Consider the following 25108-nt stretch of genomic DNA (forward strand, 5'->3'; position numbering starts at 1 on the left):
ACTGCCCCATGCTTACCGGACCTACCATCGACGTCTACGACCGGGCGGAATTCCTCCAAGTCATCAACGACGCCGTCCCGATCGTCCCGGCCCGGTCCGCGGTCGTGACGGTCGAGATGACCCAACGCCGACTGACCCCCACCGCGCCGTTCCCGCCCGGTGTCCGCGACGAACTGCTCGCCAACACCGAGCAACTGCTGACGCTGGCCCGCGAGAGCGGGGTGGCGGTGATCCACGTGCTGTCCGCGCTGCGGCCGGTGGAGACCGAGGCCCGCGCGGCCATGCGGGTCCACCGGGCGTGGGCCGCGATCGGCGAGTCGCCGAGCCCGTACGGCCCGGTGCCCGACGAGTCGGTCGACGTGCAGGACGGCACGTTCCAGCCCGACTTCGCGGTCCCGGTCGCCGACAGCGACTACATCATCAAGACCAAGAAGTCGCTGAGCGCCTTCTACCAGACCGACCTGGAATGGCTCACCAAGGCGCTCGGCGTCGACACGCTGATCCTCGCCGGCGCGAACACCAACGCCGACATCCAGTCCACCGCCTACGACGCGAGCTGCAAGGCGTACAAGGTGATCACCGTCGCCGAGTGCGTCGCCACCTGGTTCGGCGAGGACCTGCAGGAGCTGGGTCTCCAGCAGCTCGGGCGCTGCCAGGGCTGGGTCCTGCGACTGCCGGAACTCGCCGCCAAGCTCGCCTCGGCGACCGCCGCGACGGAGGTGCCGACATGAGACGTCGCACCACGACCACCGTACGGATCGGCGCGCCCCTGGCTGCGCTGTCGCTCGCCCTGGCCGCCTGCGGCGGCGGGGCCGACGAGGCGGCGGCGACGGCACTACCCGAGGAACTCGCGGTGGCGTCGACGGTGGACATGACAGACGAGGAGTACGCCACCTACCTGGCCGATCTGGCAGAGGCGTCGAAGGCGGAGGGCGGTCAGCTCAACTACTACTTCAGCGCCCCGGCCGCCGCCGCCGAGAAGCAGATCGACCTGTTCATCGAGGAGTACCCGTGGGTGAAGCTGGAGTACACCTCCGGCGGCACGCTCGAACTGATCGAGCGCATCATCACCGAGAACGCGGCCGGTCGGCCCAGCGCGGACATCATCCAGGGCGGCCCGTTGGAGGACAACACCCTCTGCCGTGACGAGGGCCTGTGCCTGGCGTACGACCCGCGCGGGGAAGGCGGCCTGCCGGCGGACCGGGCCTACCCGGACTGTGTCTGCTCGGTGGCCGACTTCTTCACCTTCCACATCGTCTACAACACCGACAAGGTCACCGCGGCGGAGGCCCCCGCCACCTACGAGGACCTGACCGACCCGAAGTGGAAGGGCCGGTTCGGCATCAACATCGACCAGCTCGACTGGTTCGCCGGGATGCTCGCGCACCTGGGCGAGGAGCCCGGCCTGGAGCTGATGGAGGCGATCGCCGCCAACGAACCCGTCGTCTACTCCGGCGCCGACGGCCTGGAGAAACTCGCGGCCGGTGAGTTCGACGTCGCACTCCCGCAGACCGCGACCCGCACGATCCGGGACCTGATCGTCGCCGGGGCACCGATCGACATCGTCACCACGCCGGTGACCATCGCCCAGCCGGACATGTACTTCGCGCTGGCGGACGCGCCGCACCCGGCCACCGCCCGGCTGTACATGGAGTGGCTCATGAGCGACGACTGGCAGAACACGGTCGGCGAGGCCGTGGTGAAGATCCCGATCAAGCCGGGAGCGCCGATCCCCTCGTCGGCCGAGGGCATCCTGCAGAGCGAGCTGTTCTTCGAGACCACCGACAACTTCGGTGACTACGACACACGCGTCGAGCAGCATCAGTCGATCTTCGTGACGGGCTGACCGACATGGTGACCCTTGTGGAAGGCCGTACCCGGCGCGTCATCGGCCTGGTCGACAGCTTCCGCGCCCTGCGGGGGGCGTTGTCCCCCCGCGGGGTGGTCTACGGGCTGGTCCTGGTCATCCTGCTGGCGCAGGTGGCGCTGCCGATCGCCATCCTGCTGTACACCAGCGTGAAGGACGCCCGGCCGACCGACGCCGACTTCTTCTCCCTCGAGTTCACCCTCGACAACTTCCGGGACGCGTTCGCGTCCGGCCGGCTGCTCAGCGTCACCTGGACCACGGTGCAGTTCGCGGTCGGCTCCACGCTCGTGGCCCTCGCGCTGGGCACCTTCCTGGCCTGGATCGTCGCCCGGACGAACGTGCCGTTCCGCAACGTGGTGGGCGTGCTCACGGTCGTTCAGATGGCGGTCCCCGGAATCCTCATCCCGGTGGCCTGGACCTTCCTGGCCAGCCCGAACATCGGTGCCATCAACGTGGCCTGGCGCGACCTCACCGGCACCGACGGCACCCTGTTCAACGTCTACTCCATGGAGGGCCTGATCCTGGTCAACGGGCTCACCATGGTGCCGATGGTCTACCTGTTCGTGGTCACCGTCTTCTCCTCGATGAACTCGTCGCTGGAGGAGGCCGCCGAGGTGTCCGGGGCCTCGAAGCTGCGGGCGGTGCGGGACATCTCGCTGCCGCTCGCCGCACCCGGCATCGCCGCCGTCGCGATCATGGCGTTGATGCGGGCCTGGGAGGCGTTCGAGATCCCCTGGTTCCTCGGCGTCAACGAACGGATCTTCACCTACGCCTCGGAGATCTACCTTCGGACGAGTACGCCGCCGAGCAACGTCGGCCTGGTCAGCACCTACGCCGTCTTCATGCTGGTCGGTGCCGTGGTGATGATCTGGTGGTACGACCGGTTCAACCAGGCGGGGGAGCGGTACGCCGTGATCAGCGGCAAGAACTTCTCCTCGGTCCGGATGGACCTGGGCCGGTGGCGGCTGCCGGTGGCGGCGCTCACCTTCGTCGTGCTGACGCTGGTGATCCTGCTTCCGCTGCTGATGCTGCTGTGGATGTCACTCAATCCGTTCTTCCGGCAGGTCAGCTGGGAGTCGCTCACCTCGCTGTCGTTGGACTCCTACGTGGCCGCCCTGCGTACGCCCAACATCCTGCAGGGTTTCGCCAACAGTCTCCTGGTCGGCGTGCTCGCCAGCGCCGGCGTACTGGTCCTGTCGACCCTGGCGGCGTGGTTCTCCGCCCGGCGGATCGCCGGCGGCCGGCTGCTCTACCTGCTGACCTCGGTGCCGATGGCGCTGCCCAACGTCATCGTCGGCGTGAGCTTCCTGTGGATCTTCCTCATCACGCCGCTGCCGATCTACTCGACCCACTGGGCGCTGGTGATCGCGTACATCACCATCATCATCGCGGTGGTGTCGCGGCTGGTCAGCGCCCGGATGCTGCAGATCAGCTCCGAGCTGGAGGAGGCGGCGCAGGTGGCCGGGGCGAGCTTCGCCCGGGCGATCTGGACGATCGTCGTACCGCTGCTGTCACCGGCCCTGCTCGCGGGCGCCCTGATCACCATGGTGATGAGCTTCCGCGAACTGCAGACCACCCTCTACCTCGCGGGTCCGCAGACCCGCACCGCGGCGGTCGTCATGTTCGACATGGCCGGCGACGGACAGTTCTCCACCGTGGCGGCCTTCGGCATCGTCACCTTCGGTGTCCTGCTCGTCGGGCTCGTCGGCTACAACCGCCTCAACGCCCGGATGGGACTCGAGGGCGGCCTCTAGGCCGCCCTCGGGCCCCGGGCCCACCCCCTTCACCAACCCCCTTTGTGAGGACCTGTGACGACCATCGCTGCACAACCACTGACCGACCGCGACTACCCCCGGTTCTCCGATGCGGAGTTCGCCCGACGTGACGCTGCGGTTCGGGCCCGGATGGACGCCCTCGACCTGCAACTCGTCGTGGTGTGCGGCCGGGGCGGCCGCGACCCGAACGTGCTGTACCTCAGCGACTGGTGGTCGACCCGGGAGGCCTGGATCCTGTACCCCCGGCACGGCGATCCGACCATGCTGATCCAGTTGTCGAACCATCTGCCGCTGGCCCGGCGGATGGCCCGGTTCCCCGACGTACGGTTCGGCGGCTCGGCGCCGACCGGCTCGGTGGACACCGTCCCCACCCTGATCGAATGCCTGCGCGAGCGCGGCGTCACGACCGGCCGGGTGGGCCTGGCCGGCACCATCACCTGGCGGGACCACGCCCGGCTCACCGAGGCGCTGCCCGGGGTCGAATGGGTCGAGTTCGGCGGCCAGCTGGTGGACCAGCGCCAGATCAAGAGCGACGAGGAGATGCAGCGGCTGACCGCCTCGGCGCGGATGTGCGACGCCTCCGCGTTGGCGATCGCCGAGCAGGCCCGGCCCGGCATGACCGAACACGAGGTGGCCCGGATCATCGAGGACAGCTACCTGGCCGACGGTGGGATCAACGGCATCCACTTCATGGTCGCGACCCAGATGTCCGATCCGCGCGGCGGTGTGCCCTGCCAGCACCAGGCCGACCGTCGACTGCAGGTCGGTGACGCCCTCGTCGCGGAGCTCAGCACGAACTACGCCGGCTACTCCGCCCAGGTCCTGCGCAGCTACACGATCGGCGCGCACCCGACACCGCTGTACGCCCGACTGCACGACGTCGCGCTCGAGGTCTTCGACGCCGTCTGCGCGGCGATCCGGCCCGGTGCGACGGTGTCGGACATCCTCGACGCGGCGGAGGTCGCCCAACGGCAGGGCTTCACCATCTACGACGACCTGGTGCACGGCTGCGCCCAACTGCCGGCCATCGTCCGTACCCGGCAGACCTACCGGGGCGAACCCGAGGGCTTCGTGTACCAGGAGGGGATGTGCCTGGTCGTGCAGCCCAACGTGGTGACGCCGGACGGCCTCGCCGGGGTCCAGTACGGCGAGATGTTCCGGGTCACCGCGTCCGGACTCGAATCGTTGCACGCGGTGCCGCGCGAGTTCTTCCGGTGCGGCTGACCGCGTGACCACCACCGACAGCCAGGACCGGACGCAGCGCAGGTCCCTGCGCCAGCGTCTGGTCATCGACATCACCCCGCTGCGCGAGTCGCCCGACTTCCGGCGGCTGTGGACCGGACACGCCGTGGCGATCCTCGGCACCCAGATGACCCGGGTCGCCGTGCCGTACCAGGTCTACGTGCTGACCGACTCCACCCTCATGGTGGGTCTGGCCAGCCTGGCCCAGCTCATTCCGCTGATGGTCTGCTCGCTGCTGGGCGGTTCGGTCGCCGACGCCGTCGACCGTCGCCGCCTGCTGGTGGCCACCGAGAGCATGTTGGCAGTCGTCGTCGGCGGCCTGGCCCTGCTGGCCCTGCTCGACCGGCCACCGATCTGGGCCATCTTCGTCCTGGTGGCGGTCTCGGCCGGCCTGTCGGCGTTGGAGAGCCCGGCGCGCAGCGCCGCAGTGGCCGGCCTGGTCCGCCGGGAGGTGCTGCCGTCGGCGTTCGCGCTGAACCAGACCCTCACCCAGGTCGGCGCGATCGTCGGGCCGGCCGTCGCCGGCGTGATCATCGCCGGGCTCGGGCTGTCCAGCACGTACGCGCTGAACGTCGCCACGTTCCTGGTCTCCATCGCGGTGCTCAGCCGGATGCGGCCGATGCCACCGGCGCACGCCGTCACCAAGCCGGGGATCCGCTCGGTGATCGAGGGCCTGACCTACCTGCGGAGCAAGCCCGCGGTGCTGGGCTGCTTCCTCGCCGACCTCAACGCCATGTTCTTCGGTATGCCCCGGGCGCTGTTCCCAGCGATCGCCCTCGGCCAGCTCGGCGGCGACGCGGTGACCGTCGGGCTGCTGCACGCCGCCCCGGGCGCGGGGGCCCTCATCGGTGCCCTCACCTCGGGCTGGGTCGTCGCGGTGACAAGACAGGGCCGGGCGGTGATCGTATCGATCACCGTGTGGGGTCTGGCGATCGCCGGGTTCGGCCTGTCGCACTGGCTGCCGCTGACCCTGGCCCTGCTCATGGTCGCTGGCGCCGCCGACGTCGTCTCGGCGGTGTTCCGCCAGACCGTCCTGCAGCTCAGCGTGCCGGACCATCTGCGGGGCCGGCTCTCGTCGGTCCACATCGGCGTGGTGACCGGGGGGCCGTTGCTCGGCGACGCGCGGGCCGGTGCGACGGCGAGCCTCACCAGTCCGGCGTTCGCGATGGTCTCCGGTGGTCTGGCCTGCGCGGTGATCATGGCGTTCCTCGGTTGGCGGCTGACGGCGCTGCGCCGGTGGACGCTCGCCGACGCCGAGATCGACCGTCGGGAGAACGGGAGCTGACGCATGACGACGTACCCGCACGATCGCCACGCCACCCGGTCGCCTCGATTCTGTAGAATCGAAGCGTTGCCGGGTGTGCCGAGGGGCGCGCTCCAGGGGGAGAATCGAGGGCAGGACCGTGTCGTTCGCGGACCACGGGACCACGTCGTTCGCCGGAATCTCGGGGACCGTGCACGAGCGCGTCCGGGACTGGATGCGCTCGGCGATCGTCGACGGCACCCTCAAACCGGGATCACGGATCGTCCAGACCGAGATCGCGCAGCTGCTGGGCGTCAGCCCCACCCCGGTCCGCGAAGCGATGCGCGACCTGGCCGCCGAAGGGCTGATCAAGGTCCATGCCCGGAAGGTGGCCACCGTCACCGCCATCGACGCCGCCGAGCTGCGCGACATCCGGCTGCTGCGCGAGACCCTCGAAGGGCTGGCGGCCCGGCTCTGCGCCGAACGGATCACCGAGGCGGAGCTGAACAAGGCCGAACGGATGCAGGAAGAAATGGAACGCGACCCGGACCTCGGCAAGTACGTCGAGCTCAACCGGGCGTTCCACCTCTACCTGTACGACGCCGCCCGGTCACCCCGGCTCACCCAGATGCTGCTGTCGCTGCGGACCGCCACACCGGGGATGCTCTCGGTCGCCTTCATGCGGTCCAAGGAACGCCGCCTCGACGGCCTCGACGAGCACCGACGTTTCCTCAAAGCCTGCCGCGACCGGGACCTCGACGCCGCCGAGGCCATCTTCCGGACCCACTCGTCCGCCGCCTTCCACGAAATGGAAGCCTTCCTGGAACACCGACCGATCGACTGAGCCACCGGCGGGCCCACCATCCGGGGGCCGACCGGTGAGCGACCCGGACCGCCGCCCGGCCCGGACCCGGCTGGCCGGCGCCGTACCCCCGCTGTTGGTCTTCTTCAACCCACTCACCCAGCTCGCGTACATTCCGATCTCGGTCGGCCTGGGACGCAGCCTCGATCTCAGCCCGGCCCAGATCGGCATCACCATCGGCGCGCACAGCGTCGCCACCGCGGCCGCCGGCGTCTTCACCGGACCGCTGCTCGACCTCGTCCCGGTACGCCGGATCCTGCTCCCCGGCATGCTCGTCAACGCGGTCGTGTCGATCCTGCTGTGCCTGTACCAGAGCTACGCCGTCCTCACCGCCGGCCGGCTGCTCACCGGATTCGCCAGCGGCGCGGTCGCGCTCTGCGGCCAGGCACTCGTCGCCGACCTGACCCAGGGTGACCCGAAGGCCCGCGACCGGGGCTACTCACTGCTGCAGACCTTCGTCAGCATGGGCGCCGCCTCGGCGCTCGCGCTCGGCGCGTTCGCCGCCTCCCTGGACCGACCGGTCCTCGTCTTCGCCGTCGGCGCGGTCTACGCGACCGTCCTGCTCGGCGTGGTGGTGGCAGCCCGACTCGGCCGCGACCGCCCACCCGCCGCCCACGCACCCGACCTGCCGGTACGCCGCCGGATCGGGCTGACCCTGCGGTCGATCGGCCGGATGCTGGCGCAGCACCGGCGGCGCTGGCTGATCCTGTCCAGCATCGGGATCGGGCTGGTGATGCAGGGCAGCCACTTCGGTGTCAGCGTGCTGCTCGACCGGCTCGCCGACGATCTGAGCACGCTGGAGCGGGTCGGGGTGTCGATCCTCATTCCCTGTGGCGTCTTCACCGGCAGCTTCATCAACCGGATGTCGCTGCGGCGGATCACCCGCGAGCAGTTGTTCACCCGCCTCTACCTGGTCATTCCGTTCGCGGCAGCCGCCTACGCGGCGGTCGCGCTCGCGGCACTGCACGTCGGGGCCGTCGCGCTGACTCTCGTCCTGCTCGGCACCTGCCTGGGTGCCCTGATGCCGCTGTCCATGGCGATCAGCGTCAACTGGAACCCGGAGCTGCGCGCGACAGCCGCCGCCACCGAAGCCCTCTCCCGCAGCGTCGGGCAGACCACCGGCCCGATCGCGGTCGGCGCGCTGGTCGCCGTCGGCGGTGTCGGCACCGTCGGCGTGGTGGTCTTCGGCGCGACCCTGCTCGGGCTCGCAGCCTCCCGCTACATCTTCACCGCCCGGCCCGCTCCACCCGGCTGATCCAGGCGGACCACTACTGCGGCAGAGCAGTGTTCCTCCAGGGAATAGTTATTCCCTGGAGGAACACTGTCCGGACCGGTTCACCGGCCCACCCGACGCTTGACAGATTCTGACCCGTGCGCGCCGAAAAGTTGTTGGTCCACGGCTGACCGCGTCCTCCAGCACACCTCCGGCCCTTTGGTCGGCAGGTGACGTGAGGCGAGGTGGCGAGATGATCTACACGAGTTCCGGTGTCGGGTCGGCGCGGCGGTGGATCCGGTGGTGGCCGGCGGCGACGGCCGTCGCTGCGGTGGCCCTGGGCGGGCTGCTGCTGTTGGCATTGGTTGCCTGCGGCTCCGGCACCGGCCGGCTCAGCGGACATCCGGACGCTGATGACGCGGCCGGGTCGGCCGGGCTCGGGGGCGCGCCGGCCGCGACCGGCTCCAGCGGTGCCGGCCCGGCCGACGGCGGTCCGGCCGGCTCCGGCGGCGACCATGGCGACGACGGCGGTGCGGAGCACGATCCGGGCGGCAGCGGCGGGAACGGCGGGAACGGGGACGACACCGGAGTCGAGGTGACGGCGGCTGCCGAGGACTGCGTCGGCTACGACCCGGCGAACCTCACCATCCAGCAGCAGGGTGACGCCTGGCTGATGCGCGACGGCAACCACGCCATCAAGAACTTCGCCACCAAGGCCGACGCCGAGGACGGGGTCAAGGTGGCCCGCAACTGGACGCGGATCTGCTACATCGGCCGGGGCAACGACCGCCCCGACCGGCACCGCTACATCGTCACCTACTTCCAAGGCCCGTCCGGCCTGCCGTTCGGGCTCGCCCCGCGCTTCGACTGCATCCCGTACGACCCGGTGGAGCTGGCGGTGCACGGACCCGACGGCGGCGGCTGGGAGCTACGGGCCGCGGCCACCCCGCTGCTGGTCCTGGCGAGCGCGGCCGATGCCGAACGGGCCCGGCTCGTCGCCGGCGGCAACCGCCAGCTCTGCGTGATCGGGCAGGGCAACGGCATGCCCGACCCGGCCCGCTACCAGCTGGAACATTGGCGACAGTAAACGTCGCCGCCTGGACCGTGCCGCCTAGCATCACCGGCATGGACGACCGGGCCGTCGTGGCCGCGCTGGTTGCCGGTGACCCGCGCGGCCTCGACAGCGCGTACCGGGCGTACGCCGACCGGCTGTACACGTACTGCCGGTTTCTGCTGCGCGACGCCGACGCGGCGGCCGACGCGGTGCACGACACGTTCGTCCTGGCCGGGCAGCGAGCGGCGCAGCTGCGCGACCCGGACCGGCTGCGCCCGTGGCTGTACGCCATCGCCCGTAACGAGTGCCTGCGGGTGATGCGTGGCCGGCTACGTCACCTGCCGTTGGAGGAGGCCGGCCAGCTGCCGGCCGTGTCGGTCGACCCGGTCACCGGGCTGGGTGCCGAGCAGATCCGCGAGCTGGTCTGGGCCGCCGCAGTCGGACTCAACCCCGGCGACCGGCAGGTGTTCGAGCTGGCCGTGCGGCACGAACTCTCCGCCGCCGAGGTCGGTGCGGTGCTCGGCGTCTCGGACAGTCACGCGCACGCCCGGCTGTCCCGGGTGCGGGCTCAACTCGAACGGGCCGTCGGCGCACTGTTGGTGGCCCGGACCGGCACCGCCGACTGCGCCGATCTGGCCGGGCTGCTGCGCGGCTGGGACGGCACCCTCACGGTGCTGTTGCGCAAACGGGTCAGCCGGCACATCGACGGCTGTACCACCTGTACCGACCGGCGCCGGCAGCAGGTGCACCCGGCGGCGCTGTTCTCCGCGTACGCGACGCTGCCGCTGCTCGCCGTACCGGCAGATCTCTGGCCCCGGCTGGTGTCGACCCACACCGATCCGGCCGAGGCGGCGGCCCGTGCCCGGATCGACCGCCGGGCCGCCCGATTCGACCCTTTGACCGGGTTTCCCCGCCGGTCGCCCGGGTCACCTGGCCGGCGGACGACCGCGGTCGCGGCGGCGGCCGGAGTGCTGGCGTTGCTGCTCGGCGGTGCCGTCATGGTTCCCCGGCTCGGCGCGGTCGACGACACTGCCCGGCCAGCACCTGAGCCGCCACCGACGCTGGCCGCTCCGGTGTCGGCGGCGCCGACCCGCACCGCCGGGCCGACCAGTTCTTTGCCGCCGACGGCCTCGGTGCCGCCCACCACCCTGCCGCCGGGCGGCGATGCGCCCCCGTCGGACTCGCCGACACCAGCGCCGCCGTTGACCGTTCAGGCAGAGGCAACGGTCACCTGCACCGGATCCAGTCGGTACCGGCTGCGGGTGGTCGCCACTGTCACCGGCGGCCTTGCCGAGTCGGCGGTGCTCACCTGGACCGCTGGTGGGGGCCACCCGTCGCCGGACGCCGGCCCGACGACCGCACCGACGTCCGGGTCCGGTCCGGGTGGGCCCGGTGGCCTCGTCGCTCCGGGTTCGCAGCCCGCCCGAGGCGGCGAGGTGACGATGACCGTCACGGGCGGCACGATGACCGGCCAGGTCGAGCAGGTGGCCGTGGCGACGGTGACCTGGCGGGTCACCGTCGTCGACGCCGATGGGCGACGGGCCGGTGCCGGGCCGTACCCGGTCACCAACCCGTGCCCTGCGCCGGGCTGACCGGCCGCTGCGCCGGGCTGACCTCCCGTTACGCGGCGGCGAGCGCCAGTGTGCCGATCGCCTTGCCCAACGCTTCGGCCCGGTTGTCGTCGACGCCGTCCGCCCGGTTCATCAGCACCGCGACGGTGATGCCGGCGTCCGGATACATCTGCAGGTACGCGGTGGATCCGTCGGCGCCGCCGTTCTTGCCGATCCGCCGCTGACCGGCCTCGGAGTCGATGCTCCAGCCGTACGCGTAGCCCCAGCCGGTGTCGACCCACATCGCGTCCAGCGACTCCCCGCTCAGGATCTGCTCGTCGATCAGCTTGTCACCGAACACGGCCAGGTCCGACACCGAGGACTCCATTCCGCCGCCGAGCACCTTCCAGCTCACCTCGTCCGGGGCGAGTTCGTCGTTGGCCAGGTCGTAGAGGGTGGTCCGGCGTACCGACGTGTCGGAGACGTCCTCGGCGCGCAGCGTGCCCAGCCCGTACGGGCCGGTGAGCTCGTCGACCAGCAGATCGGCCACCGGCCGACCGGTGGCGCCTTCCAACGCCGCACCGAGGATGGTGTAGCCGTGGGTGCTGTAGTTGGCCGAGCCGACCGGGCAGACCAGGTCGCTTCCCCAGAACACCGGCGCGGCCGCGGTCGCCGAGGCGTACCAACTGCTGCCCAGGGTGGCGTCCTCGGCCTGCCACTGGGCCACGTCGGCGGGGTCGGCACCGTCGGCGGCCTCGGTGGCGGAGTAGTGCCGGACACAGCCCCGGTTGCTGACCACCTGCTCGACGCTGTACGTGTGGTGGGCGGGCAGACCGGCGATGGTGTCGGCGACCGGGTCGTCCCGGTCGATCACACCCTGCTCGTCCAGCCGTATGGTGAGCACTCCGGCGATGCCCTTGGCCACCGACGCGATCCGCATGACGTGCCGGGAGTCCAGCCACACGTCCTGGTCGACGTCGGCGTGCCCGAAGCCGCGCAGGTAGCGGACCTCCCCGTCCTGCATGACCGCGACGCTGATCCCGGGCATGTCGAGGCTGTCCAACTCGTCGGTGATCAGGGCGTCGACCATCCGGCGCGGTTTCCAGTGCGGCCGATCACTGTTCTGTCGCCAGACGCCGGCGTACCGCACCCCGTCGGCGGTGTCGTAGCGTTCGAAGTTGATCAGGCGGTAGCCCTCGTCGACGTACCGGTTCCACCAGTTCAGGTACTGCTGCCAGGTGAGGTCGCTGCGCACCCACCAGCCCCGGTGGTCGTTCTGTACCCAGATCCCGGCGTAGCGCTGGCCGTCGTCGGTCGACGCCGAGTCGACCACCAGGGAGCGCAGCGTCGACCGGTACGTCTCGACCTTGCCCTGGTAGTCGTCCCGGGTCAGCGTCCGGTGCAGCCGCCAGTCCAGCGACTCGGCGTTGTCGACCCAGATCAGCGCGTACCGGGTGCCGGCACCGGTCCGGTAGATGTCGACGTCGATCGGTAGGCGCAGCTTGCGCTGCTCCCGGTAGTAGGCGTCGAACTCGGCTTCGGTCAGCCCGTACCGCATCGACCAGCCGTACCACTCCAGGTTCTGCACCCAGACCGCAGCGTAGAAACGGGTGTCGTCGACGACGTAGGTCTCGAAGTCGACGATCCGCATCCGGTCCCGCTTCGCCTGGGCGAACTCACGGTCGAAGCGGTCGGAGTCCATCGCGACGCGGACCCGCCAGTCGCGGCCGTCGGTGTTGTACTGGAACACCGGCGCGAACCGTGCCCCGTTCGCGGTGACGTCGGCATCGATATCGATCACCATGAATCCGCCGTCGCGGTAGGTGTCGACCACGGCGTCGAAATCGGGTGCGGTCATGTTCTGCAGCGACGCCCACTCGACCTCGACCGGGTCGAAGGCCGCCGACGGCAGGCCGGGATGGGCGGCGGCTGGCGTACCGGCAAGAGCCGCTGCCGCTGCTGCCGTGACCAGCGCGGCGAGCAGACGTCGGGCGGTCGTACTCATCGGAGGGCTCCTCTCGTCGGCCCGGCGGGATGCCGGACAGGGTCAGGAGTCGGTGACCGCCGCACCGCCAACAACTTTCGCCCGTCGATGTCCGCGGCAGACAAGTGGCTGTGACCGAGGTCCTGCCCGGTCGACGGCACGTCGGTCGAACCGGCAGGATGTCCGGCATGCAGCGCACCCCCGACGGCGGACCCGACACCTTCGACCCCGCGTCCGTGTACCACCGGGTCGGCACCGAGACCGACGTGCCGGCGGTCCTCGCCCTGATCGACGGCGCGGTGCGCTGGCTGGCCGAACAGGGCCGTACCGGGCAGTGGGGGACCGAGCCGCAGTCGACGAATCCGCGCCGGATCGCCATGGTCACCGGCTGGGCCAGGGAGAGCGGACTGGTGCTGGCCTGCGTGCCCGGCGACGGCGGCGAGCAGGTCGTCGGGGCGCTCGCCGTCGGCGCGGCGCGGTCCTACGTCCCCCCGGTCAACGAACCCGAGCTGTACGTGAACCTGCTGGTCACCGACCGGAGCTGGGCCGGTCACGGGATCGGCGGCAGACTGCTGGACGAGGCCCGGCGGATCGCCGTCGACCGGCGGGCGACCCTGCTGCGGGTCGACTGCTACGCCGGTGGCGACCGGGCGTTGGTGCGCTACTACGAGCGGGCCGGGTTCACCGCCGCCGAGCCGTTCACCATCGACCAGCCCGGCGGCCCGTGGCCGGGGCAGATCCTCAGCCAGCGGATCAGCTGACGAACCTACCGGTCGCGGTGCCCCCGGTCGGGGCCGCTTCGTGGCATGGTGAGCCGATGGAGACAGCAGATCCTGCGCGGGCACCCGAGGGTGCGCCGCCCTGGCTGGCCCGTCCGGTGGCTGTGCTCGGCGGTGTCGTCGCCGGGCAGTTGCTGCTGGCCCGCAGCGACCGGGCGGCGGTGATCCTGACCAGTCTGTTGGCGTACCCGACGGGTTTCGAGTTCGAGATCAGCGCGATCCTGCGGGTCGCGGACCCGGACGGGCACGCCGGGCCGCCCCGGCCGCGGACCCCGGTCGAGGGGGTCGGCGGCTTGCAGGTGATGGTCCGGTTCGCCGACGGTACGTCGTTGAGCAGCCTGCACCGTGATCCGTCGCCGGTCGACCGGGAACCGGCCGGGCCGCTGCTGGTGCCCGTCGTGGCCAGCAGCGACCAGCAGCGGCACGACGCCCGGTTCTGGGTGTGGCCACTGCCGCCGGAGGGCCCGGTCACAGTGGAGTGTGCCTGGCCGGCACGCGACGTCGCGCACAGCCGGGTGGAGGTCTCCGGGGCGCTGATCCGGCAGGCGGCGGCCGGTGCCGTCGAGCTGTGGCCGGCAACGCCGATCCAGGTCTCAGTCCGGCAGCAGGGGAGCGGCGGGGCCGAGGTCGCGGCCGAGTAGCACCGCGCGGTTGACCGCGTGGGAGCCGAAGCGGTCCCGGACCGCGTCGAGTGCGGCGTCCAGGCTCTCCCGCCGGGTCACCCCGGTCGGCGATTCGCCGCCGGACGGCGTGCCGGCCTGCTCCAGCGGCAGGGCCAGCTGGGTGGCGTGCCCGTCGTCGAGGTTGCCGACCGAGACGCCGACCAGGGTGAGTCCGCGTTCGGCGATCATCGGCGCGGCGGCGGCGAGCAGTTGCCGGGCGGCACCGAGGAGAACGTCGGTCTGCGCGGTGGCCCGGGGCAGGGTGTGCGCCCGGGTGGCCCGGGTGAAGTCGTCGAAGCGCAGCCGCAGGGTCACCGTCCGGCCGGTGCGCCCGGCGGCCCGCATCCGCCGACCGACCCGGTCGACCAGCCCGGCGAGGATCGCGTCGACGGCGGCCGGTTCCCGACTGGCCCGGCCCAACGCCTGCTGGGAGCCGATGGAGCCGCGTCGGCCGCCGGTCTGCACCCGGCGGGGGTCCTGGTTGTGGGCGAGGGCGTGCAGATGTCGCCCGGCGGCCGCGCCGACGATGCTGACCAGCGCCGCTTCCCCGAGGCCGGCCACCCGCCCGACCGTGGTGATGCCGCGTTCGCGCAGCTTGCCGGCGGTGACCGGGCCGACGCCCCAGAGCCGTTCGACCGGCAGCGGATGCAGGAACGCCAGCTCCTCGTCGGGCGGTACGACCAGCAGCCCGTCCGGTTTGGCGACGCCGCTGGCGACCTTGGCCAGGAACTTGGTGCGGGCCACCCCGACGGTGATCGGCAGTCCGACCTGGTCGCGGACCGCGACCCGCAGCCGGGCGGCGATGTCGGCGGCTGTGCCGGCGAGCCGGCGCAGCCCGCCGACGTCGAGGAACGCCTCGTCGATGGAGAGCGGTTCGACCAGCGGGGTGGTCTGCCGGAACACCTCGAACACCGCCCGGCTGGCCGCCGTGTAGGCCGCCATCCGGGGCGGCACCACCACTGCCTCCGGGCAGATCAGCCGGGCCCGCTGCCCCGGCATCGCGGTCCGTACGCCGCGCGCCTTGGCCTCGTAGCTTGCCGCCAGCACCACGCCGGCGCCGACGATCACCGGCCGCCCACGCAGCCGGGGGTCGTCACGCTGCTCGACCGAGGCGTAGAAGGCGTCCAGGTCGGCGTGCAGGATGCTGGCCTCACCCGCCACCACGCCATCATCGCACAGATGTTCGACCAACCCGGTCTGACCTGTCCGTACGGCCGAGGTTCCCGGTGGCTACTCGGGGACGAGGCGGTAGGCGCCGTCGCTGGCCGAGGTGGCCATCGAGGCGTACGCCCGCAGCGCCGCCGACACCGGCCGGTCCCGGTTGACCGGGGTGTACGGGCGGTCCCGCTTCTCCTGGGCGATCCGGCGGGCCTGCAGGACCTCGTCGGGCACGTTGAGCTCGAGCTTGCGGGCCGGGATGTCGATGACGATCTCGTCACCGGGCTCGACCAGGGCGATCAGCCCACCGGAGGCGGCCTCGGGGGAGGCGTGCCCGATGGACAGCCCGGAGGTGCCACCGGAGAACCGGCCGTCGGTGATCAGCGCGCAGGCCCGGCCGAGGCCGCGACCCTTGAGGAACGAGGTCGGGTAGAGCATCTCCTGCATCCCCGGCCCGCCCTTGGGCCCTTCGTAGCGGACGACGACCACGTCACCGGCGACCACCTCACCGGCGAGGATCGCCGAGACGGTGTCCTCCTGCGACTCGTACACCTTGGCCGGGCCGCGGAAGGTCAGGCAGTCGTCGGGCACCCCGGCGGTCTTGACCACCGCGCCCTGGGGGGCCAGGTTGCCGTGCAGGATCGCCAGGCCGCCGTCGGCGGAGTAGGCGTGCGCCACGTCGCGGATGCAGCCCTGCGCCGCGTCGGTGTCCAGGCTGGACCAGCGGTTCGTGGTGGAGAACGGCTCGGTGGTGCGCACCCCGCCGGGCGCGGCGTGGAACAGCTCGACCGCCTCCGCGGTCGGCGAGCCGCCCCGGATGTCCCAGTCGGCCAGCCACTTGTCCAGCGACGGCGAGTGCACCGCGTGCACGTCGCGGCGCAGCGCGCCGGCCCGGTCCAGCTCGCCGAGCAGCGCCGGGATGCCGCCGGCCCGGTGCACGTCCTCCATGTGGTATTTCGGCGTGTTCGGTGCGACCTTGGCCAGGCAGGGCACCCGGCGGGAGATGGCGTCGATGTCGGCGACGCCGAAGTCGAGCTCCGCCTCCCGGGCGGCGGCCAGCAGGTGCAGCACCGTGTTGGTGGAGCCGCCCATCGCCACGTCCAGGGCGACGGCGTTCTCGAACGCCGCCCGGCTGGCGATGTTGCGGGGCAGCACCGAGGCGTCGTCGCCGTCGTACCACCGCTTGGCGATCTCCACGACGGTCCGGCCGGCCTCGACGAACAGCGACCGCCGCGCGGCGTGGGTGGCCAGCACCGACCCGTTGCCCGGCAGGGCCAGCCCGACCGCCTCGGTCAGGCAGTTCATCGAGTTGGCGGTGAACATGCCGGAGCAGGAGCCGCAGGTCGGGCAGGCAGAGCGCTCGATGGTGTCGAGCTGGGCGTCGGTGACGGCGTCGTTCGACGCGGCGATCATCGCGTCGATCAGGTCGAGCTTGGCGTGCACCACGCCCTCGACGGCGACGGTCTTGCCGGCCTCCATCGGGCCGCCGGAGACGAAGACGGTCGGGATGTTCAGCCGCAGCGCGGCGAGCAGCATCCCCGGGGTGATCTTGTCGCAGTTGGAGATGCAGACCAGCGCGTCGGCGCAGTGGGCGTTGACCATGTACTCGACGGCGTCGGCGATCAGCTCCCGGCTGGGCAGCGAGTAGAGCATGCCGCCGTGGCCCATGGCGATGCCGTCGTCGACGGCGATCGTGTTGAACTCGCGGCCGACCCCGCCGGCCTCGGCGACCGCGTCGGCGACCAGGCCGCCGAGGTCCTTGAGGTGTACGTGGCCGGGCACGAACTGGGTGAAGCTGTTGGCGATGGCCACGATCGGCTTACCGAAGTCGTCGTCGGTCATCCCGGTGGCCCGCCAGAGGGCCCGGGCACCGGCCATCGTCCGACCGTGCGTGGAGGTCTTCGACCGCAGCTCAGGCATTCGCCAAGTGTTACACCACAGTTGCCGCGCCGGCCCGGTCAGCCGTGGCGCGTTTCACGTGTCGGGATGTTTGCTGGCCGGCGGGCCGACCCCGGCACCACGGCGCGACACCGATCCGGCAGAGTTGTGGCGTGCACCTCCCCCCGGGCATGCAGGCGCTCGCGTTGGCGAGCGGGGTGGCGGCTGCGTTCGGCACGGTGTGGCTGTTCCTCGCCGGCCGTCGGCTGACCGGGGCGCTGCGGCGGGCGTACCGGCTCGCCGCGCTCGGCGCCGGCGGGTTCACCGCGAGCGTCCTGGTCGCCCTGGTCGCGGTGGTGACGCTGGTCGGCGAAGGGGAGCGGTACGAGGCTCCGCGCGCACTGCTCGGCACCGGTGTCGCGGTCGGCGGTGCGGTCAGCGGCCTGCTGCTGGCCTGGGGGCTGTTGCGGCTGCCGGCGGCCGGGCGTCCCACGCCGACGCTGCGGCATCTGCTGGACTGCCTCGCGGTCGGTGCCGCGCTGTGGTTCACCGGCTGGGTGCTGGTGGTCGAGCCGACCCGGCTGCTCGGCCCGGCCACCCCGGCCACGCCCGGGGGGCTGCTGCTGAGTCTGGCCACGCTCGCGGCGATCGGTGGCGTGACGGTGGTGAACGCGCTGCAGGTGACCGGGGCGGGCGACGACGGTCCGGTGCTCAGCGGCGTCGGTGCGCTCGTGGTCGGGTTCGCCGCTACCGGCGTGGCCGTCGGGGCGGGTGCGGCCGGGACCGGGCTGGTGCTCGCCTGCGCGGCGGTGCTGCCGGTGGGGCTGCTGTTGCTGCGCTACGGCGCGCATCGGGCGGCGCGCGGTGTCGACGCCGGCCCGGCGGCGGTTCGCCGGGGGTCCGGCTACGTGTTCCTGCCGATGGTGGTGATCGCCGCCGCCGGCCTCTACCACACGCTGCGCGGCGGGGCGTTCAGCCCGCTGGCCGTGCTGGTCGGCTGCCTGGAGGGCTTCGTCCTGGTCGCCCGGCAGTACGTGGCCCTGCTCGACGTGCGCCGCTACGCCGACCAGCTGGCCAACCGCGAGGCGCACTACCGCAACCTGGCGTACACCGACCCGCTGACCGGCCTGGCCAACCGTCGGGCGTTGCTGCGGGAGCTGTACGACTGGGCCGCCGACGCCCGCCCCGGCGGGCTGATCGCGCTGGACCTGGACGGCTTCAAGACGGTCAACGACATGCAGGGCCACGACGTCGGTGACGCCGTGCTGATCGAGGTCGGCCGTCGGCTCGCGGCCGAGGTGGGCGGTGCCGGGGTCGCCGCCCGCCTCGGCGGCGACGAGTTCGCCGTCCTGCTGCCGGTGGCGGACGCGGAGGCGGCGCACCGCCTGGGTGCCCGGCTGCTGGCGGTGCTCAACGAGCCGTACCCGCACGACAAGGGGCCGATCTACGTCTCGGCGAGCATCGGTATGGCGTGCCGGTCGACCGCCCCGGACGTGCCGACGCTGCTGCGCAACGCCGATCTGGCGTTGCGGGCGGCGAAGCAGCGGGGCAAGAACCGGGTGGAGCAGTACGACGTCTCCTACGACCAGGCCCAGCGGCGGCGGACCCTGCTGGAGCACGAGATGCGGGGGGCGATCGACCGCGACGAACTGCGGTTGGCCTTCCAGCCGGTGGTGGCGGTGCCGTCGGTGCGTCCGGTCGGCGCCGAGGCGTTGATCCGCTGGCACCATCCCGAGCTGGGTCGGGTGCCGCCGGACGAGTTCATCCCGCTCGCCGAGGAGTGCGGGATGATCAACCGTCTGGGGGCGTGGGTGCTCGACGAGGCGTGCCGGCAGCTGGCCCGCTGGCTGGCCGAGGGGCACGACGTGTGGGTGTCGGTGAACGTCTCGCCGCACGAGCTGCACGCGCCGGCCTACGTCCTGCAGGTCGACGAGGCGCTGCGCCGGCATCAGGTGCCGCCGCAGCGACTGGTGCTGGAGGTGACCGAGCACGCGGTCGCCCGGGACCTGGCCGAGCTGATCCGCCGGTTGACGGCGCTGCGGGCCACCGGCGTACGGATCGCCCTGGACGATTTCGGTGCCGGCTACTCGTCGCTCGGGCAGCTGCGCAACCTGCCGATCGACATCCTCAAGATCGATCACAGCCTGGTGGCGGAGCAGGGGCCGCCGGTGGCACCGTCGCCCGGTCGCCGGGCGTTCGCGCCGATGGTCGACGTGGTGATGCGGCTGGGGCACCAGTTGGGCCTGGAGGTGATCGCCGAGGGGGTGACGAACCAGGCGGAGCTGGCGGTGGTGGTGGAGGCCGGCTGCCGGTTCGGTCAGGGTGCGCTGTTCGGCTGGGGGGTACCGGCCGAGCATCTGGAGGCGATGCTGGCGGCGGCGACGTCCGCCGGCGTCCGCCGGCGGGAGATGTCACCGTCGCGTACGGAACCGGGATCCGGCAGCCGGTCGGGCACGTCGTCGCAGCCCACCGGCGTGGACCCGACACCGCCGGTCCAGGATGTGAGATCAGTTGACTCATCGCGTGAGATGCGTCAGGCTTAGCCCCATGTCGCTGACTCTGTCGTCTCGAGTACTTACCTGAGCGCACTCTCCCGTCGAGAGTGCGCTGGCCCCGTGCATCTGCACGAGGGCCGTTTTTATTGCCGTACCCCAGCCGGTTCCGGCCGATTGGTCCCATCTGCCGGATTTCCGCCGAGACCCTGTCACGAGACCACTGAGCTGAAGGCCTGAATCGTCATGACGAGACCCACGCCCGAGACCCTCGCCCACCGCGCCAACCCGGCCGCGGCGGCCGCGCCGACCCCGGCCACCCTCGCCAACGCCGTAAGCCCGCCGCCGGCCGCGCCGGTGCAGGTCTCCGGCGCGAGCTCGCTGGTCCGGTCCCTGGAGGCGCTCGGCGTCGACGTCGTGTTCGGTATCCCGGGCGGGGCGATCCTGCCGGCCTACGACCCGCTGTACGACTCGACGGTGCGGCACATCCTGGTCCGGCACGAGCAGGGCGCCGGACACGCGGCCACCGGCTACGCCCAGGCCACCGGCCGGGTCGGAGTCTGCATGGCGACCTCCGGTCCGGGCGCCACCAACCTGGTCACGCCGATCGCCGACGCCTACATGGACTCGGTGCCGATCGTCGCGATCACCGGCCAGGTGGCCCGGCCCATGATCGGCACCGACGCCTTCCAGGAGGCGGACATCCAGGGCATCACCCTGCCGATCACCAAGCACAACTACCTCGTCCAGTCAGGCGAGGAGATCCCCCGGGTGCTGGCCGAGGCGTTCCATCTGGCGGCCACCGGCCGCCCCGGACCGGTGCTGGTCGACATCCCGAAGGACGTCCTGCAGGCGCAGACCACCTTCACCTGGCCGCCGACGCTGGACCTGCCCGGCTACCGGCCCACCCTGCACCCGCACGGCAAGCAGATCCGCGAGGCCGCCCGGCTGATGGCCGGTGCCCGCCGGCCGGTGCTCTACGTCGGCGGTGGGGTGCTCAAGGCCCAGGCCACCGAGGGCCTGCTCCGGCTCGCCGAGCTGACCGGCATCCCGGTGGTCACCACGCTGATGGCCCGAGGGGCCTTCCCCGACTCGCACCCGCAGCACCTGGGCATGCCCGGAATGCACGGCACCGTGGCCGCCGTGTACGCGCTGCAGAAGGCGGACCTGATCGTCGCCCTCGGCGCCCGCTTCGACGACCGGGTCACCGGCAAGCTGGACTCGTTCGCCCCCGGCGCGGCGGTGGTGCACGCCGACATCGACCCGGCCGAGATCGGCAAGAACCGGACCGCCGACGTGCCGATCGTCGGTGACGCCCGGCACGTCATCGACGAGCTGATCGAGGCGTACCAGGTCGCTCAGCGGGGCGGACCGCCCGGCAGCCGGCCGGTGGCGGCGCCGCGCGGTGGTGCCGGTGCCGGTGACCGAACCGACTGGTGGGCCACCCTCGACGACCTGCGGGAGCGCTACCCGCTGGGCTACGACGAGCCCGACGACGGCACGCTGTCGCCGCAGTACGTGATCCAGCGGCTGGGCAAGCTGGCCGGGCCGGACGCGATCTACGTCGCCGGCGTCGGACAGCACCAGATGTGGGCCTCGCAGTTCATCTCCTACGAGAAGCCGAACACCTGGCTCAACTCCGGCGGACTGGGCACGATGGGCTACGCCGTCCCGGCGGCGATGGGCGCCAAGGTCGGCCGGCCGGAGACGACCGTGTGGGCGGTGGACGGCGACGGTTGCTTCCAGATGACCAACCAGGAGCTGGCCACCTGTGCCCTGGAAGGCATCCCGGTCAAGATCGCGCTGATCAACAACGGCAACCTGGGCATGGTCCGGCAGTGGCAGACCCTCTTCTACAACGAGCGCTACTCCAACACCGACCTGGGCACCCACAAGCACCGGATCCCGGATTTCGTGAAGCTGGCCGAGGCGCTCGGCTGCGTCGGCATGCGCTGCGAGAACGCCGCCGACGTCGACAAGACCATCGCCGCCGCGATGGAGATCAACGACGTGCCGGTCGTGATCGACTTCGTGGTCGGCAAGGACGCGATGGTCTGGCCGATGGTGGCCGCCGGCACCAGCAACGACGAGATCATGTTCGCCCGCGACGTCCGGCCCGCCTTCGACGACGACGACCTGTGACGCGCGAACTGTGCCGTGCGACCCACGGCAACGACCTTGTGACCATCCGGCCCATCCGAGCATGACGAGGAAATGATGACCAAGCACACGCTCTCCGTGCTGGTGGAGAACAAGCCCGGCGTACTCGCCCGGGTCTCCGGACTGTTCTCCCGGCGCGGGTTCAACATCGACTCGTTGGCGGTCGGCGAGACCGAGAATCCGGAGGTCTCCCGGATCACCATCGTCGTCGACGCCGAGTCGTCGCCGCTGGAGCAGGTGACCAAGCAGCTGAACAAGCTGGTCAACGTACTGAAGATCGTGGAACTCGACCCGGCGGTGTCGGTCGCCCGCCAGCTGCTGCTGGTCAAGGTCCGCGCGGACCGCGCGATGCGCTCGCAGGTGCTGGAGACGGTCAACCTGTTCCGGGCCCGCGTGGTGGACGTCGCACCGGACACCCTCACCGTCGAGGCCACCGGCACCTCGGACAAGCTGGAGGCGCTGCTGCGCGATCTCGAGCCGTTCGGGATCAAGGAGATGGTGCAGTCCGGCCTGGTGGCGATCGGGCGCGGATCCCGGTCGATCACCACCGGCCCGGCGCTGCGCGCCGCCTGACCGGGTACGCCGTACCCGTCGACCCGCGGCAGACCGCTGCCGCCCGGAAGAGCCTGCGGCAGACAGCTGCCGCCCGGAAGAGAACGCCGGCCACCGTGGCCGGACACACGAGAGGGAAGTCATGACCGCAGAGGTGTTCTACGACGACGACGCCGACCTGGGCCTGATCCAGGGCAAGAAGGTCGCCGTGCTGGGGTACGGCAGCCAGGGCCACGCCCACGCGCTGTCGCTGCGTGACTCCGGCGTCGACGTCGTGATCGGCCTGCCGGAGGGCTCCAAGAGCCGGGCCAAGGCGCAGGAGCAGGGGCTGCGGGTGCTGACCCCGGCCGAGGCGTCGGCCGAGGCCGACGTGATCATGGTGCTGGCGCCGGACACCGCGCAGCGGTCGCTCTACGCCGAGGCCATCGCGCCGCACCTGACCGCCGGCAAGGCGCTGTTCTTCGGCCACGGCCTGAACATCCGGTACGGGTTCATCACGCCGCCGGCCGACGTGGACGTGGCGATGGTGGCCCCGAAGGGCCCCGGTCACCTGGTGCGCCGGCAGTACGTCGACGGCAAGGGCGTGCCCGCGCTGGTCGCGGTCGAGCAGGACGCCACCGGCACCGCCTTCGATCTGGCCCTGGCGTACGCCAAGGCGATCGGTGGCACCCGGGCCGGCGTGATCAAGACCACGTTCAAGGAGGAGACCGAGACCGACCTGTTCGGTGAGCAGGCGGTGCTCTGCGGTGGTGCGGCGGCGCTGGTGCAGACCGGGTTCGAGGTGCTCACCGAGGCCGGCTACGCGCCGGAGATCGCGTACTTCGAGTGCCTGCACGAGCTGAAGCTGATCGTCGACCTGATGTACGAGGGCGGCATCGCGCGGATGCGCTACAGCGTGTCGGACACCGCCGAGTACGGCGACTACTCCCGTGGGCCGCGGGTGGTGGACGCCCGGGTCAAGGACGAGATGCGCAAGATCCTCGCCGAGGTGCAGTCGGGCGAGTTCGCCCGCGAGTGGATCGCCGAGGACGACGCCGGCCGGCCGAACTTCGCCAAGTGGCGGGCCGAGGGCGCGGCGCACCCGATCGAGGAGACCGGTCGCAAGTTGCGCGGCATGATGAGCTGGGTCGACCGGCCGATCACCGAGACTGCCTGAGCCAGGCACGGCCAGCGGCGCTGGCCAACCACGGAGCCCGTCACCGAAGGTAGTTGGTGGCGGGCTCTGTGGCGATATCGTCGGTGCCTGCGTTACCGGAAGATTGCGGCTCGGGGTCGATTCCGGGTAGTTGGCCACTGGTACCGGTAATTGACCTACGGTTACAGCTAGTTAATGCGGGGCTCGGGTAATGTGCCCCGCATGCGTCTGGAGCAATCGCACCGTACGGAGCGCTTCGGTGCCGTTCGCATCCATGAGCTTCAGCGTGTCATCGAGCTGGACTCGGGGGATGCCACGGGTGACCTGGAGCGTGGGCTCGTTTCACAGGACGACATCCGCACGATCGAACGTGATCTGGTGGTGGTCATTCCCTGCATGAACGAGACACGCAGGGTGATCGAAGGAGTGCTCTCCGGTATTCCGCACGACTGCCTGATCGTGCTGGTGTCCAACAGCGCCCGGCAGCCGGTGGACCGTTACGAAATCGAGGCCCACACGGTCGAGCAGTTCTGCCGGTCCGCCGACCGCCCGGCCATCACCGTGCATCAGCGCGATCCCGGACTGGCCGCCGCCATGAAGGCGGCCGGCATGCCGGAGCTGATCGACGACAGCGGGCTGGTCCGTACCGGCAAGGGCGAGGCGATGCTGATCGGCATGGCGGTGGCCGCGCTGACCGGTCGCCGGTACGTCGGCTACGTCGACGCGGACAACTACGTCCCCGGTGCGGTGCACGAGTACTGCAAGGTCTACGCGGCCGGCCTGCACCTGGCCGACAGCCCGTACGCGATGGTCCGGATCTCCTGGCACTCCAAGCCCAAGCTGCGTGACGGCCGGTTGTTCTTCAGCCGCCGGGGCCGCAGCTCCGAGATCACCAACAGTTTCCTGAACCGGCTGATCGCCGAGTACTCCGGATTCGGCACCGAGGTCATCGCCACCGGCAACGCCGGCGAACACGCCCTCAGTCTCGAGCTGGGGCTGCGACTACGGCTGGCCGGCGGCTTCGCCGTCGAACCCTACGAGTACGTCGACCTGTTCGAGCGCTTCGGCGGGGTCCTGGAGACCGACTGCCCACCGGTGCTGGCCAGCGCGGTGCCGGTGCTGCAGGTCGAGACCCGCAACCCGCACTTCCACGACAACAAGGGCGAAGACCACGTCCAAGGCATGCGGATGCAGGCGCTGAACGTGCTCTACCACTCGCCGGTCTGCCTGCCCGCGGTTCGGGAGGCGATCGTCGAGTTCATGGTCGCCCAGGGCGCGCTGGCCCCCGGTGCCGAGCCGCCGCGCGAGCGGATCTATCCGCCGGTCGGTTCCCTCGCGTTCGACCTGCTCTTCGACACGCTGGACGCGGAGGCCGAGACGTTCCGGCAGATCGGCGAGGGGGTCATCGACCGGGCCCGGATTCCACGCCAACCGGTCGGACCGGTCGCCACGACCTGATTCCGGGCCCCCGGCCCGTGCGGTGATCAGGGGCGGTTCCGGAG

At 71.3% G+C, this 25108-nt stretch carries 19 protein-coding genes; 16 read left to right on the forward strand and 3 right to left on the reverse strand.

Going from position 1 to position 25108, the window contains the following annotated elements:
• The first annotated feature begins 8 nt into the window (after nt 1-8).
• The 9 genes from O7623_RS29015 (at nt 9) to O7623_RS29055 (ending at nt 10848) form a co-directional block, all read left to right on the forward strand.
• Nucleotides 9-731 (forward strand): cysteine hydrolase, encoded by a 723-nt coding sequence (locus tag O7623_RS29015; protein WP_282226108.1) that lies wholly within the window; start codon nt 9-11, stop codon nt 729-731.
• Nucleotides 728-1846 (forward strand): extracellular solute-binding protein, encoded by a 1119-nt coding sequence (locus O7623_RS29020; RefSeq protein ID WP_282226109.1) that lies wholly within the window; start codon nt 728-730, stop codon nt 1844-1846. Before O7623_RS29015 ends, O7623_RS29020 begins: the two co-directional genes overlap by 4 nt.
• 5 nt (nt 1847-1851) lie before the next feature.
• The gene (locus O7623_RS29025; RefSeq protein ID WP_282226110.1) at nt 1852-3621 is read left to right on the forward strand and encodes an iron ABC transporter permease; all 1770 of its coding nucleotides are present in this window, start codon (nt 1852-1854) and stop codon (nt 3619-3621) included.
• 54 nt (nt 3622-3675) lie between these two features.
• Nucleotides 3676-4866 (forward strand): M24 family metallopeptidase, encoded by a 1191-nt coding sequence (locus O7623_RS29030; RefSeq protein ID WP_282226111.1) that lies wholly within the window; start codon nt 3676-3678, stop codon nt 4864-4866.
• 4 nt (nt 4867-4870) lie between these two features.
• Nucleotides 4871-6169 (forward strand): MFS transporter, encoded by a 1299-nt coding sequence (locus tag O7623_RS29035; RefSeq protein WP_282226112.1) that lies wholly within the window; start codon nt 4871-4873, stop codon nt 6167-6169.
• A gap of 118 nt (nt 6170-6287) precedes the next feature.
• A complete protein-coding gene (locus O7623_RS29040) occupies nt 6288-6971 on the forward strand; it encodes a GntR family transcriptional regulator (RefSeq protein WP_282226113.1) in 684 nt (227 codons plus the stop codon).
• Nucleotides 6972-7005: 34 nt separating this feature from the next.
• Entirely contained in the window at nt 7006-8244 is a 1239-nt protein-coding gene (locus O7623_RS29045; protein WP_282226114.1) for an MFS transporter, read from the forward strand.
• A 211-nt stretch (nt 8245-8455) separates the two neighbouring features.
• Nucleotides 8456-9289: a hypothetical protein gene (locus tag O7623_RS29050; RefSeq protein WP_282226115.1), complete on the forward strand. Its 834-nt coding sequence runs from the start codon at nt 8456-8458 to the stop codon at nt 9287-9289.
• Between the two features lie 38 nt (nt 9290-9327).
• On the forward strand, nt 9328-10848 hold the full coding sequence (locus O7623_RS29055) for a sigma-70 family RNA polymerase sigma factor (RefSeq protein WP_282226116.1): 1521 nt from the start codon (nt 9328-9330) through the stop codon (nt 10846-10848).
• Nucleotides 10849-10876: 28 nt separating this feature from the next.
• Here the strand turns inward: O7623_RS29055 and O7623_RS29060 are convergent, their stop codons facing one another.
• On the reverse strand, nt 10877-12811 hold the full coding sequence (locus O7623_RS29060) for a serine hydrolase (RefSeq protein WP_282226117.1): 1935 nt from the start codon (nt 12809-12811) through the stop codon (nt 10877-10879).
• Between the two features lie 167 nt (nt 12812-12978).
• Here O7623_RS29060 and O7623_RS29065 point away from each other — a divergent pair, with 167 nt between their 5' ends.
• Nucleotides 12979-13551 (forward strand): GNAT family N-acetyltransferase, encoded by a 573-nt coding sequence (locus O7623_RS29065; protein ID WP_282226118.1) that lies wholly within the window; start codon nt 12979-12981, stop codon nt 13549-13551.
• Between the two features lie 56 nt (nt 13552-13607).
• Nucleotides 13608-14210: a hypothetical protein gene (locus O7623_RS29070; protein ID WP_282226119.1), complete on the forward strand. Its 603-nt coding sequence runs from the start codon at nt 13608-13610 to the stop codon at nt 14208-14210.
• Here O7623_RS29070 and dinB read toward each other — a convergent pair.
• Together dinB and ilvD are read right to left on the reverse strand one after the other, a co-directional pair.
• Nucleotides 14163-15392, reverse strand: a complete 1230-nt coding sequence (dinB, locus tag O7623_RS29075; protein ID WP_282226120.1) for a DNA polymerase IV — start codon at nt 15390-15392, stop codon at nt 14163-14165. The genes O7623_RS29070 and dinB overlap by 48 nt on opposite strands.
• 69 nt (nt 15393-15461) lie before the next feature.
• Nucleotides 15462-17309, reverse strand: a complete 1848-nt coding sequence (ilvD, locus tag O7623_RS29080; protein ID WP_282226121.1) for a dihydroxy-acid dehydratase — start codon at nt 17307-17309, stop codon at nt 15462-15464.
• Between the two features lie 149 nt (nt 17310-17458).
• On the opposite strand from ilvD, the gene O7623_RS29085 reads away from it, so the two are divergent.
• From O7623_RS29085 to mpgS, 5 genes are all read left to right on the forward strand, one after another.
• Nucleotides 17459-19810, forward strand: coding sequence for a bifunctional diguanylate cyclase/phosphodiesterase (locus tag O7623_RS29085; RefSeq protein WP_282229635.1), 2352 nt, complete (start codon nt 17459-17461; stop codon nt 19808-19810).
• A 195-nt stretch (nt 19811-20005) separates the two neighbouring features.
• Nucleotides 20006-21901, forward strand: a complete 1896-nt coding sequence (locus O7623_RS29090) for an acetolactate synthase large subunit (protein ID WP_282226122.1) — start codon at nt 20006-20008, stop codon at nt 21899-21901.
• Between the two features lie 75 nt (nt 21902-21976).
• Nucleotides 21977-22492, forward strand: a complete 516-nt coding sequence (ilvN, locus tag O7623_RS29095) for an acetolactate synthase small subunit (RefSeq protein WP_282226123.1) — start codon at nt 21977-21979, stop codon at nt 22490-22492.
• A gap of 121 nt (nt 22493-22613) precedes the next feature.
• A complete protein-coding gene (gene ilvC / locus O7623_RS29100) occupies nt 22614-23627 on the forward strand; it encodes a ketol-acid reductoisomerase (protein ID WP_282226124.1) in 1014 nt (337 codons plus the stop codon).
• Nucleotides 23628-23828: 201 nt separating this feature from the next.
• Nucleotides 23829-25064: a mannosyl-3-phosphoglycerate synthase gene (gene mpgS / locus O7623_RS29105; RefSeq protein WP_282226125.1), complete on the forward strand. Its 1236-nt coding sequence runs from the start codon at nt 23829-23831 to the stop codon at nt 25062-25064.
• The last annotated feature ends 44 nt before the right edge of the window (nt 25065-25108 follow it).

Source organism: Solwaraspora sp. WMMD791, from assembly GCF_029581195.1.
In the GTDB taxonomy this organism is placed as follows: domain Bacteria; phylum Actinomycetota; class Actinomycetes; order Mycobacteriales; family Micromonosporaceae; genus Micromonospora_E.